This window comes from Bacillus sp. GW823-FHT06A10 (assembly GCF_058795375.1).
Genome location: NZ_JBXAHT010000004.1, coordinates 197441 through 209904, shown reverse-complemented (window position 1 = coordinate 209904; position 12464 = coordinate 197441). Strand labels below are relative to the sequence as shown.

Sequence of the window (12464 nt, the reverse complement as noted above, 5' to 3'; positions counted from 1 at the left end):
GTATGTAGGTGCTTTTTATTTATTAAGAAGTAAATATCCGATGTCGATATATGCAATTTATTCAAGTATTTCCGAGGAAATGCTCGAACATTGCTTTTCTATTTTCACAACAACTGATCAATCCCAATAAGTATTAATAACACTCCTGCAATAACCGTCGCCCATTTCCCTAAGTATGCTGCTAAATATCGTTTCCCTACATATGCAAAACCACTTATGCAAATAAAACTAAACACCCCAGAAATAGTCGCTGTAAGCCAAAGATTTAAATTTGTTACCCCAGCATCAAACCCACCTGCAATATTATTAATAGATAATGCAACTCCTAAAACAAGTGCTTCAGAAAAACTAATTGTTTTAGAGCCATCAAAATCTGCTTTTTCTGGATCACGTAAAATTCCCATAAGTACATTATCACCTTTAGAACCTACAGTATTTTTTTGACTCAAGAAAGGCTGACATAAAATAAACACCCCGATTATCCCTAAAACGATTGCTCCAATCAGGTTTGCTGTAAACTCTGAAATAAATAACGCAATCCAGTTCCCAAAAAATCCAGCTAGTAAAGTAAATAAAAACCCGAAGAATGCGATGATAAAATTGTTAAACCACGAAATACGAATTTTACGAATGCCATACGCAATTCCAACACCTGCATTATCTAAATTAGAAGCGATCCCGATTAAAAAAATTGAAAATAAGCCTGCCGTACTCATAAATAGTCACCCCTTTTTCTCACTTTTCAATGCATATTATGAAAATGTTGAGCAACTGTGCCTGTCTGTTTCATATACTTGTAATAAATGCTCAACATTTTTTCAACACTAAAAAAGGAGTGCCTACACTATGGCTAATGAAAACCCGAATGATCGGCTTGGTAAATTAATAAAAAAACTTTTAAAAGAACGCGCCCTATCTATGCGCCAACTAGGAATACTTACAAATATTGATCCTGCAACAGTCTCAAGAATTATTAATGGCAAACAACCGCCAAAACAAAAACATCTACAAAAATTTGCAGAATGTCTTCAAGTTCCACCCCAATTGTTATTTGATGAAATGTACCCTGATTCTCCTCACATAAATAAAGAAAAAACGGATATGTACACATCTCTTGATACCATTCAGCAAACTTTACAATCCTCTAACTTATTCGATTTCGATTACACTACAACTCGCGTAAAACAAGAACTCGAAAATTACGAACGCTATGCCCAGACAACAGAAGGCGAAAAACGTATTCATGACAGTTTTGCAAGCAAATTAGAGCAAATTGATAGTGCTGGTCCTTTTATTGAACAATTAACAGATATGTATCAACAATTTTGTAATGAAGCCATTTCAAAAGAAGAACGTGCAGTTCTTGGGAGCGCATTACTTTATTTCATATTATCGACAGATATTATTCCCGACTATCTCTTTCCAATTGGCTATTTAGATGATGCGATTGCCGTTGAATTAGCGAAAGAGAAATTAATTGAAATGAAACGAAAGACATAGCAAAATAAAGAACTATTTCAGTTGTTTATATTCAACTCTGAAATAGTTCACTAAAAAATCGTACAAGTATACATACTCGTACGATTTTACTATACAAATCTATTTTTTCGTGTGGCACCATTCATATATAAATGTTATTATCACTTTTGTAAATTCAATTAACTGTTCAATTTCAACTTTCTCATTTACAGAATGTGCTTCTTCTAATGTACCTGGTCCATATATAATCGCTGGAATGTGAAACTCACTAAACCAACCACCATCAGTTACCGTTGCAGACATATCTAAAATTGCATTTTTTGATAGAATAGACTCGTGTACTGAGCTAAGTTTTTTTACAGCTTTATGTTCACTATCTACTTCTAATGAAGGGAAAATTTCCCCACGATCTACAATCATTGATTCTCCGCCCCACTTAAATTGTGGCGGATTTTCACTTAACCATGGATCGGCAGCTGCCACCTTTCCAATATACTCTTCAATTTCGTTTATTATTTGTTCATGTGTTTCATTCGGATAGAAGTGCACTGTTATCCACAATCGGCACTCATCCGCAATAAACGCCGCATGCCTTCCTCCCTCAATAACAGCTGGATTAATTGTTGTTGTTCCAGATGGATAGCCTTCATATGTTTTCATAACTGCCCAGTGGCGCTCTAATTCTTGTAAGCTTTGTACAATTTTCATCATTTTTTCAATCGCACTCGCTCCAAATAAACGTCCTCCAGCATGGATCATTTGTCTGCGCGTTGCATCATGAAACGTTTGCGGACTTTTCACTGTAATCCATCCAGTAATGACACCGCCTTGCCCTTGCATATGTAAATCACTCGTATCCACTACGACTGCAAAATCAGCATCGTAACCCCTTTTGCAGCATTGAAGTGTACCTGCTTCTCCAACTTCTTCTCCAATTACCGATTGAAAAGTTAAATCTCCAGGTAATTCAATACCAGCTTCTTGTAAAAGTTGAATGGCAAATAGCGCTCCAGCCAGCCCACCTTTCATATCTGCTGCGCCACGTCCAACTAACCAGCCATCTTTTATAAATGGATCAAATGGATTTGTTTCCCATGCCTCATCTGCTGACACTTCGGCTACATCCATATGTCCATTAATAATAAGACTTTTATATGAGTCACTTTTTATCCCTTTTTTTACCCCAACAACATTCGGATCATTCGGATATACATCCCATTTATCAATACTAAAATTTCGTTTTCTTAAAAACTCTGCAACAAATTCTTGTGCTTCATTTGTATTTCTCGCTGGCGGTGCTGGTGTTTCAAAACGAATTAAAGTTTTTGTAAGTTCTAGTAATTCCTCTTTCCTTGAATCTATTTGTTTTAACAACTGCGAAAATTCTGGATTCATCGCTAATTCCCCTTTGCATACATAGTATGTTTCCAGCTTTATTTTCACAAAAAAAGAGACTGTTTACAATTTTACAGTCTCCTAATTAATCACTATTATAAACTCTCTACTTCCGTTGTATTTGTCTTTTTAATATGCTCTACATTACTTCCCTTATTTCTTGTAGCACGATAAAACAGTAAACAAACAATCATAAATGGAATACCACAATACAATGCCATTCTTTGTTCTGGAATAAAGGCCATGCCAACGATTACTGTTAAATTTAATACTAACGCAAGAAGTGGTACAAATGGATACAATGGTGTTTTAAATTTCAAGTCCTTAACATCCCCGCCCCGCTTCATGTATGACCTTCTAGCTAATAAATTTGATAAAGCAATAGATGCCCAAACTAGTATCGCTCCGAATCCAGCGATAGAAAGCAGCCATAAATAAACTGTATCTTCCGCATAAATACCTGATAGTAGTGAGAGACACCCTACAATTGTGCTTACGATTAATGCATAAATAGGAACACCGTTTTTAGATAACTTGCCAAAAATTGGACTAATCATTCCTTGATTAGACATAGACCATAGCATACGCGAAGTTGCATATAATCCTGAATTCGCAACGGATAGTACTGCTGTAATAATAACGAAATTTATAATATCTGCTGCATAAGGAATACCAATTTTATCAAATACAACTACGAATGGACTTTCTATTACTCCTGCTTGCTGCCAAGGGAATAGTCCAGCAAGAATAAAAATAGATAGTACAAAGAAAACAAGTATACGCCAAACTGTATTGTTAATTGCCTTCGGGATCGTTTTCTCTGGATTTTCACTCTCACCTGCTGCAATACCAACTAATTCTGTTCCTTGGAAAGAAAAATTAACTGCAATCATTGTAATTAAAATGGCTGATAATCCATTTGGAAACAATCCACCATAATCAGTAAAGCTAGAGAACATTGGCGCTGGTTCATTTCCTTTCATATCTAGAAACCCAAACATTGCTGCCCCGCCCAAAATAATAAATGCAATAATTGTAATTACTTTAATACTTGCAAACCAAAATTCCACTTCCGCAAAACTTCTTGAAGATAACGCATTAATAGCAAAGAGCAGTACCGCGAACACTACACACCAAATCCATGACGGTACATCAGGAAACCAACGTTTCATCAAAATACTAACTGCAATTAATTCAATGCCTATCGTAGCAGACCAGTTTAACCACGACATCCATCCCACTACATAACCCGCTGCAGGGGAAATATGCTTTGTCGCATACGTTTGATAAGACCCTGCGTCAGGCATCGCAACCGCTAATTCTCCAAGACAGAGCATCGTTAAATACATTACAAATCCACCGACAAGATAGGCTACAATTGCTCCTCCAGGCCCAGCTTCATGAATCGTATAACCTGATCCTAAAAAAAGTCCTGTACCAATAACTCCACCGAGTGCAATCATAAATATGTGCCTGCTTTTCAATTCTCTTTTTAATCCTTGGTTTTGATCCATCATATAAATCCCCCCTTTTCACTTTGCCAATCCATTTAATGTAAGCGTTTTTAAAATTCTTCACCGTAAAAATAATGATTTAAAATAGCAAAAATACATATCACTTACATTAATCACTGCCTGTTACTAAAAGGTCATCCCTTACTGTTATTAATAACTTTTGATCAGCAATAGCTTGTCCTTCTACTACTTCTAATGATTCAATATAACCACTGATTCCTATCTTAATTTCTACTTTCTGTTTATCTATTGTTTCAATTAACGCTAATTTCTCCCACTCGTATACGTAAGAACTTTCCGTAACAAATAACTTCTCTACTTTTCCATAACAAGGACTATACACACCTTCTATAACTGTCTTCACTTTATAAACCCCTCCCTCTTATTAATTGACACCGAAACGTTGTATATCCTGTAAAAATTCATATTCTCCCCTCTAGAGATTTCAAATATTATTTATGCAAAATGCGTACCAAGTCTCTAATTCATATATTAAATGAGAGTTTTACACAAAAAAGCGTGCACAACCGCAAAATTTTTCTATCATTTGAAAAGTTTTAAAAGGAAAATAGCAAAAAAATTTTGCGGTTTTATAAGAATTTTAATAAAATTATAAAAAGTCAGTCTTCATAGGGTGAAATGAGGAGAAGATAATCTATGCGTACAGAAGACATTAATTTTAAACAGATCATTGAAATGAACATGCTATATGAAACTTTACTCAATGAACTCGATATCGGGATTCATATTATTAATGAGGAAAGTAAAACGATTATCTATAACCGCAAAATGATGGAAATTGAATCAATGGAACGCTCAGATGTATTATATAAAAGTCCTTTAGAAATATTTGCATTTGAAGAAAATAAAAATAGTACTCTTATAGAGGCATTAAAATTAGGAAAAACAAACAAAAATATAAAACAAACGTATTTTAACAATAAAGGACAAGAAATTACAACGATTAACGATACTTTCCCTATAATAGAAAATGGAAAAATTAAAGGCGCTATTGAAATATCAAAAGAAATTAGTAACTTAAAGCAAACAATAAGAATGGGCCCTTCTCGAAAACAAAGTACTAAATTTACCTTTGATCACATAATTGGTGATTCTGAAGCTATTCAATCAATCATTACTGAAGGAAAAAGAGTAATTCGTACATCTTCCTCCATACTTCTAGTAGGAGAAACAGGCACTGGGAAAGAACTATTTGCACAAAGCATCCATAATGAAAGTCAGCGTTCAACAAAACCCTTTATTTCACAGAACTGTGCCGCTATACCTGATACACTCATGGAAAGCTTATTATTCGGTACAAACCGAGGTGCATTTACAGGAGCTATCGATAAAGCTGGTTTATTTGAAGAAGCGAACGGAGGAACTTTGTTATTAGATGAAATCAACTCATTAAGTCCAGCACTTCAAGCGAAGTTACTACGAGCTATACAAGAAAAAACAATACGAAGAATCGGAGGCACACACGAAAAAGAAATTGATGTTCGTATTATAGCAACTATCAATGAAGATCCTTTCGAAGCCATCTCACATAATCGATTAAGAGAAGACTTATATTACCGATTAAGCGTCGTTACTTTATGTCTTCCGCCTTTACGTGAAAGAAAAGAAGATATTCTAGCTCTTGTTCAGCACTTTATTGAAAAATATAATACTCAATTCGGGCTAAACGTAACCGATGTAGATGTAAATGTAAGAGAATTTTTCTATGCATACGATTGGCCTGGGAACGTACGGGAGTTGGAACATATAATTGAAGGTTCCATGAACTTAATAGAAGATGAAACCATCATTACAGCGTTTCATATGCCTACTCGCTTCCGTGAACGAATAAAAACAGAATTCAATATGCAACATGCACTAACTAATCACAATACTGATGCACCAAAAACTTTAAAACACACAATAGAAAAAATGGAAAAGAACTACATTAACCAAATTCTTAAAGAGAATCATGGCAACATCTCACAAGCTGCAAAATTTTTAGGATTAAGTAGGCAAAACTTACAATATCGAATTAAAAAACTGCATTTACACATATGAAATGAACATGTCTCCAAGTGTAAAAATAACTTGGTAAAATATGTTATAATAAACATATAACATGCTAGAAAGGGGCTATATATATGAGTAATGATAAAAAATTAAAGTTATTACAATACTTATACTTTTTCCCTGCCATGCTCTGTATGATGTTATTCATTAATGCCGATGTAAGCAGCTCTCCTTATGCAAAGCTATTAGGAACAATTTTTGGCTCCTTTGCAGCTATTATGCTTGCTGCTTTTTGGAATTTGAAGCTACGTATAAAAAACGAGAAATCTTCGTAATACTAAAAAAAATCGAGCTACTTAGCCCGATTTTTTTATTTGCCATTAAAACTCAACATTCTCTAAATACAACCCACTTGCCTCAGCAAGACAATTAATTTGATTGCGCTGCTTTTCCTCTAAAATGTTTGGAATTGCTTCAGCATCTAATTGTCCTAATCCAACTTCAATTAATGCCCCAACAATTTTCCTTACCATATTATGAAGGAAGCCGTTACCACTTACTCTAATTTGTACAAACCCTGCCTCTTCCATCACATCAAGTGTATATACTTCTCGAACCATAGATTTTTTCTTTGATTTCGCATTTGAAAAAGCAGTAAAGTCATGTGAACCAATTAAATGTTTCGCAGCTTCTTTCATGCTTTTCACATTTAATTTTTTATTCACATGCATGCTGTATTTACGCATAAATGGATTTGTATGCTCTTCATTCCAAATTTTATACAGATATGTTTTTGCTTTAGAATTGTAACGAGCATGGAAACGATCATATACTTCTTCCACATTCGTAATGCTAATATCATTAGGTAAATATTGATTTAAATATTTTTTCACTTTATGTTCCACTAACTTCTCATCACTTTGAAAGTTAGCAACTTGATTCAAAGCATGTACACCAGCGTCTGTTCTACTACAACCGATAATTTCAATTTCTTTTCCAATCATTTCAGATATGACACTTTCGATTTTTCCTTGAATTGTATTATCGTTATTACCGAGACGTTGCCATCCTTTAAAACGTGCACCATCGTACTGAATCGTTAATTTATAATTATGCATAATATTCTCCTTCATAGAAAATATTCCCTCATACCATGAGGGAATATTAATAAACTTTACTTTCTAACAAGCTTCACTACATTTTCTACGTGAGCTGTATGTGGGAACATATCAACCGGTTGCACATACTCCACTTCATAGCTCTTCATTAATGCTTGTACATCACGTGCTAATGATGAAGGATTACAAGACACGTACACAACTTGTTTCGGCTTCACTTTTAAAATTGTTTCCAGTAATTTATCATCGCAACCTGTACGTGGTGGATCGACAACAATTACATCTGGACGCCATCCTTCTTTTACCCATTTCGGTAACCATTGTTCAGCTTTACCTGCTTCATATTTCGTATTTGTAAATCCGTGGCGCTTCGCATTTTTTCTTGCATCTGCAATCGCTTCTGGAATTACATCCATACCACGTACTTCCGCTGCATCATTTGCAAGCCAAAGACCGATTGTACCAACACCACAGTAAGCATCCACAATCTTCTCGTTTCCTGTTAACGCAGCTGCTTTTTTCGCCTCATTATATAAAACAACTGTTTGTTCTGGATTCAACTGGAAGAATGCACGTGCTGATAATTCAAATGATAAATCACCAAGTGTTTCTTGAATTACTTCTTTTCCAGCTAATTTAAATGTTTTGTCTCCAAAAATAACAGATGTTTTACGCCAGTTTACATTTTGCATAATTGATTTAACCGCTGGCATCTGTTTTTGTATTTCTGCAACAAATTGTTCTTTATTTGGTAATTCTTCTTTTGTTGTAATAAGTGTAACTTGTACTTCCCCTGTTTGAACTGCAGTACGTGTTACAATTGTGCGTACTAAACCTTTTTGTTTTTTCTCGTTGTAAATAGAAACATTTAATTTTTCTAAAATACGTCTTACAACTTTTGTCGCTTCATTCGTTGCTTTATGTTGAATCATACAGTGAGCAATATCAATTAACTGATGTGAGTTTTGTTTATATAGCCCTGTAATAACCTTTTCGTCTTTACGCCCCACTTGTAATTGACTCTTATTACGGTAATGCCATGGATTTTCCATGCCAAGCGTTGGACGAATTTTCTCTTCCATACTGTTTTTCATGTACTTCTCAAATGCTTGTACAACGATATCACGCTTTTGATTCAATTGTTCTTTATAATCTAAATGTTGCAGCTGACAACCGCCACACTCCTCATATACTGGACACGGTGCTTTCACACGATGCGGTGAAGCTTTACGAACTTTTTTCACTTTCGCTTCAGCGAAGCCACGCTGAATTTTCGTTGTTTCTGCAACAACTTCTTCTCCTGGTAATGCCCCTGGAATGAAAACAACTTGTCTCTTAAAATAACCAACGCCTTCTCCGTTAATCCCAAGACGTTTAATTGTCACAGGAAACGTTTGACCAACTTCCAACTTACTCTCATGTTGCTTTTGTATCATTATTACACCTCTACTCTATACTTTTCCATAAATATAACGCTGCATAACTGCAGTATGGTTCACACTCTTGTTTCACTTTTTCTAAAAATGCATCATCAGGTTTATCATCTAATTGAAATATACCTTGCACTGCACGCTGAATCCCAATGTCCGCTTTCGGGAACATATTTTTCCGTCCAAGCCCAAACATTAAAAAGTTTTGCACTGTCCATGCACCAATTCCCCTAATTGGCAACAATTGTGCTGAAACTTCTTCTTCCGTCCCATTTTCTATACTCGCTAAATTTAATGTACCACTGACAATACTTCGACCTAATCCTACTATATATTCAGCCTTTCGCTGACTAAACTTCTGCTCTCTCAATTCTTCTATTGAAATATTTGCTACTATTTCCGGAGTGGGGAAAAAGAATACACCGTTCTTCTCTGTTCCATACCGTTTCACAAATTGTTCTGTTAACACAGTAGCAAATTTCAAATTTATTTGTTGGTGAATGATACAGCGAAGAAGACAAGCAAAATAATCAAATTCTAAAATAATTGGAGTATAAGCATATGTTTCAAATAGTGGACGTAATGATGTGTTTAAAAAATGATTTTGTATATCTTGAAACGGTTCATTCCAATGAAAAATGGCCCTCATTCGTTTCATGACTTTCTCCGGATTTCCTGTCTGACTAGAAATCCAAAACTGTGGATTTTGAACAGTACCAATCCCTTGTAAGCGAACAATAACCTGTTCCTCGTCTATACAAAGCGGGATATAAATGACTTTCTCATCTAATTGAATGACGTTAAGAGGATCAAAAGATAAACGTTTTAATACTTCTTCAAAATGATACGGATACTCTAACGTAACATGTTCGCTCCACATACGTTTCCCCATCCTTTTTACACATCATTATAGCATGAGAAAACCGTAAGCATACATGCTTACGGTTGATTGCTTTTTACTAAGTCATCTAGACTTTTAAAATGATACCCTTTCTCGCGCAAATCATCAATGATTTTTGCAAGTGCTTCTGCATTATCTTTTGATATTGCATGAAGTAATAAAATAGATCCTGGGTGAATCATCGTCATAACATTATTATGCGCATATTGCCATCCTCTTTGCTGATCCACTTTCCAATCCAAAAATGCAAGTGACCAAAATACATTATAGTAGCCCATTTCTTTCGTAAGAGCTAACGTTCTTTCACTAAATACGCCACGCGGAGGACGTACATATTTCACTTCTTTTTGCCCAGTTACTTTTTTAATTTCTTCCGTTACACTCGTTAATTCTTCACGAAGCTTCTCATCATTTACCGCTGTAAAATCAGGATGACTCCAAGAATGATTTCCAATAATGTGTCCTTCATCCTTCATTCTTAACAATAAATCTTTTTGTGTTTTAATGTAATGCCCCGTTACAAAGAAAGTTGCTGGTACTTTTTTCTCTTTTAATACATCTAAGATTTTCCCTGTGTATCCATTCTCATATCCATTATCAAATGTTAAATAAATATCTTTTTTCTTCGTATCTCCTAAATAAAACCCGCCATTTTTTTGCAGTAAATCCATATATAACTTTCCTGCATCTGGTACTGTTTCATTTTTAGGACGCGGGATTCCCCAGTTATGTGGAGTATTTGTATAAGCAAATGCCGAAACTGGAACAAGTGCCATCATAATTGAAAAAATGAGACCGATATATAACCATTTATATTTCATAAATAGTCTCCTTTCCATATATAATCGTACCTGTAGTTTCTGTTTACTTACTTACTTTCATGCTGTGCATGTTTTTCTATATATACCAAAAAATGCATCTCGAAAGATTCGAGATGCATTTTTGTTTATTTAAATACCGGCTCTTTAAAGCTCGCTAATTTTTCAAGTGATGTTTTATCAACATCTGCATGTAAACTATTACCATGAGAGTCCATTGTTACAACTGCTTTAAAACCTTCAATGCGTAAATGCCACATTGCTTCTGGAATACCAAATTGTAAGAAATCAACATCTTTCACTTCTTTAATACATTCAGCATAATATTGCGCCGCACCGCCAATTGCGTTTAAGTACACGCCGCCGTGTTCTTCTAAAGCCGCTAATGTTTTCGCACCCATACCGCCTTTTCCAATAACAGCGCGAATACCAAATTTCTTCATAATATCGCCTTGGTACGGTTCTTCACGAATACTTGTCGTTGGACCTGCCGCTTTAATTTGCCAATTGTCATTGTCATCTTTCACAACAACTGGACCACAGTGGTAAATAATTTGTCCATTTAAATCTACTGGACAATCATTATCCATTAAATGCTTATGGATTGCGTCACGACCTGTATACATCATGCCATTAATTGTTACAACATCACCAACGCGAAGTCCACGAATTTGCTCTTCTGTAATTGGTGCTTGTAATACAATCTCACGTTGCTCTGTTTTTTCTTGTGCTTCATGCTGAAGTGTATCTTCACCTTCTTGATATAACCAATCCATAATTTCACCTGTTTCAGGATGGATTGTTACACCTAGGCGGCGATATGCCCAGCAATTATACGCCACAGATACGTAGAAGCTAGCCGGCAGGCGGTTATACACGCCAATTTTACAGCCCAGTAAAGTTGTTTCTCCACCAAATCCCATTGTACCAATGCCAAGCTTATTCGCATTTTCTAATACGTACTCTTCAAGTTGTTGTAACTCTGGTACTGGATTGACGTCATCTAACGTACGGAATAATTGATTTTTTGCTAATTCATAACCTGATGTGCGGTCTCCCCCGATACCAACACCAATTACACCAGCACTACATCCTTGACCTTGTGCTTGGTATACTGCATGAAGAAGGCATTTACGAATTCCTTCTAAATCACGGCCAGCTCGTCCAAGTCCTTCTAGTTCACACGGTAAGCTATATTGAATATTTTTATTCTCACAGCCACCACCTTTTAGGATTAAACGTGCATCAATATAATCTTTTTCCCATTGTTCAAACTTAATAACCGGTGTACCTGGTCCTAAATTATTTCCACTATTGTCTCCAAAAAGAGAGTCAACAGAATTTGGACGAAGTTTACCATCTTTTGTCGCCCGCTCAAGCGCATTATAGATAGCTTCCTTCAACTTTAATTGGTTCACACCAACTGGTGTATAAATTTTAAACGTTGGCATCCCTGTATCTTGGCAAATCGGTGAGATGTTATCATCAGCCATTTTAATATTATTTGTAATTGTGCCAAGTGCCATCGCAGAACGAGTCCCTGCATTTTCTCGCTCTTTCGCTTGTTGAATCGCACGACGAACATCTTTCGGTAAGTTCGTTGACGTTTCAACAATTAGTTGATACATGCTTTCTTGAAGCTTTTCCATTGTTACTTCCCCCTCAATTGTGAACGCTACCAAAACGTTATGAGCTGAAAATTCCATTGTTATGCTCTTTAGCTTTTTATTTGTTTCACGCTATTAAAGCATAAATGAAATTTTTCACAACTTGATTATACCTCTTTTTCTATCGTC

Annotated in this window: 12 protein-coding genes; 3 read left to right on the top strand and 9 right to left on the bottom strand. The window is 35.5% G+C overall.

Translation table 11 applies throughout. The annotated features are described in order from the left end of the window. Positions 1-104: 104 nt before the first annotated feature. Entirely contained in the window at positions 105-716 is a 612-nt protein-coding gene (gene ytaF, locus AC1Q8M_RS24755) for a sporulation membrane protein YtaF (RefSeq protein ID WP_065481910.1), read from the bottom strand. 130 nt (positions 717-846) lie between these two features. Between ytaF and AC1Q8M_RS24750 the strand changes: the two genes are divergently transcribed. Further along, positions 847-1500, top strand: a complete 654-nt coding sequence (locus AC1Q8M_RS24750) for a DUF1232 domain-containing protein (RefSeq protein WP_001262770.1) — start codon at positions 847-849, stop codon at positions 1498-1500. 99 nt (positions 1501-1599) lie between these two features. On the opposite strand, the gene AC1Q8M_RS24745 is transcribed toward AC1Q8M_RS24750, so the two are convergent. The 3 genes from AC1Q8M_RS24745 to AC1Q8M_RS24735 form a co-directional block, all read right to left on the bottom strand. Beyond that, positions 1600-2874, bottom strand: coding sequence for an acetylornithine deacetylase (locus AC1Q8M_RS24745; RefSeq protein WP_098855527.1), 1275 nt, complete (start codon positions 2872-2874; stop codon positions 1600-1602). 95 nt (positions 2875-2969) lie between these two features. Continuing rightward, positions 2970-4391, bottom strand: a complete 1422-nt coding sequence (locus AC1Q8M_RS24740; RefSeq protein WP_097946541.1) for an amino acid permease — start codon at positions 4389-4391, stop codon at positions 2970-2972. Between the two features lie 106 nt (positions 4392-4497). Beyond that, a complete protein-coding gene (locus AC1Q8M_RS24735; protein ID WP_000859489.1) occupies positions 4498-4752 on the bottom strand; it encodes a biotin/lipoyl attachment domain-containing protein in 255 nt (84 codons plus the stop codon). A gap of 293 nt (positions 4753-5045) precedes the next feature. On the opposite strand from AC1Q8M_RS24735, the gene AC1Q8M_RS24730 reads away from it, so the two are divergent. Together AC1Q8M_RS24730 and AC1Q8M_RS24725 are read left to right on the top strand one after the other, a co-directional pair. Continuing rightward, positions 5046-6449, top strand: a complete 1404-nt coding sequence (locus AC1Q8M_RS24730; protein WP_089170367.1) for a sigma-54 interaction domain-containing protein — start codon at positions 5046-5048, stop codon at positions 6447-6449. 83 nt (positions 6450-6532) lie between these two features. Further along, positions 6533-6736 carry a hypothetical protein gene (locus tag AC1Q8M_RS24725; protein ID WP_000063861.1) on the top strand — a complete coding sequence of 68 codons (204 nt, stop codon included), beginning with the start codon at positions 6533-6535 and terminating at the stop codon, positions 6734-6736. A 45-nt stretch (positions 6737-6781) separates the two neighbouring features. Here AC1Q8M_RS24725 and truA read toward each other — a convergent pair whose 3' ends face one another. The 5 genes from truA to fumA form a co-directional block, all read right to left on the bottom strand. Further along, a complete protein-coding gene (gene truA / locus AC1Q8M_RS24720; protein ID WP_097946539.1) occupies positions 6782-7519 on the bottom strand; it encodes a tRNA pseudouridine(38-40) synthase TruA in 738 nt (245 codons plus the stop codon). A 56-nt stretch (positions 7520-7575) separates the two neighbouring features. Further along, a complete protein-coding gene (gene rlmD / locus AC1Q8M_RS24715; protein ID WP_097946537.1) occupies positions 7576-8955 on the bottom strand; it encodes a 23S rRNA (uracil(1939)-C(5))-methyltransferase RlmD in 1380 nt (459 codons plus the stop codon). Between the two features lie 10 nt (positions 8956-8965). Beyond that, positions 8966-9829 (bottom strand): DNA-3-methyladenine glycosylase family protein, encoded by an 864-nt coding sequence (locus AC1Q8M_RS24710; protein WP_065481908.1) that lies wholly within the window; start codon positions 9827-9829, stop codon positions 8966-8968. 59 nt (positions 9830-9888) lie between these two features. After that, complete coding sequence (pdaA, locus tag AC1Q8M_RS24705) at positions 9889-10671, bottom strand: delta-lactam-biosynthetic de-N-acetylase (RefSeq protein ID WP_492334205.1); 783 nt, start codon at positions 10669-10671, stop codon at positions 9889-9891. A gap of 125 nt (positions 10672-10796) precedes the next feature. Further along, positions 10797-12317 (bottom strand): class I fumarate hydratase, encoded by a 1521-nt coding sequence (gene fumA, locus AC1Q8M_RS24700; RefSeq protein WP_000413530.1) that lies wholly within the window; start codon positions 12315-12317, stop codon positions 10797-10799. Positions 12318-12464 lie beyond the last annotated feature (147 nt).

Bases quoted from the DNA above. Each gene is read 5' to 3' on its own strand.
- ytaF (WP_065481910.1), bottom strand. From the start codon at position 716: ATGAGTACGGCAGGCTTATTTTCAATTTTTTTAATCGGGATCGCTTCT.
- AC1Q8M_RS24750 (WP_001262770.1), top strand. From the start codon at position 847: ATGGCTAATGAAAACCCGAATGATCGGCTTGGTAAATTAATAAAAAAA.
- AC1Q8M_RS24745 (WP_098855527.1), bottom strand. From the start codon at position 2,874: ATGAATCCAGAATTTTCGCAGTTGTTAAAACAAATAGATTCAAGGAAA.
- AC1Q8M_RS24740 (WP_097946541.1), bottom strand. From the start codon at position 4,391: ATGATGGATCAAAACCAAGGATTAAAAAGAGAATTGAAAAGCAGGCAC.
- AC1Q8M_RS24730 (WP_089170367.1), top strand. From the start codon at position 5,046: ATGCGTACAGAAGACATTAATTTTAAACAGATCATTGAAATGAACATG.
- AC1Q8M_RS24725 (WP_000063861.1), top strand. From the start codon at position 6,533: ATGAGTAATGATAAAAAATTAAAGTTATTACAATACTTATACTTTTTC.
- truA (WP_097946539.1), bottom strand. From the start codon at position 7,519: ATGCATAATTATAAATTAACGATTCAGTACGATGGTGCACGTTTTAAA.
- rlmD (WP_097946537.1), bottom strand. From the start codon at position 8,955: ATGATACAAAAGCAACATGAGAGTAAGTTGGAAGTTGGTCAAACGTTT.
- AC1Q8M_RS24710 (WP_065481908.1), bottom strand. From the start codon at position 9,829: ATGTGGAGCGAACATGTTACGTTAGAGTATCCGTATCATTTTGAAGAA.
- pdaA (WP_492334205.1), bottom strand. From the start codon at position 10,671: ATGAAATATAAATGGTTATATATCGGTCTCATTTTTTCAATTATGATG.
- fumA (WP_000413530.1), bottom strand. From the start codon at position 12,317: ATGGAAAAGCTTCAAGAAAGCATGTATCAACTAATTGTTGAAACGTCA.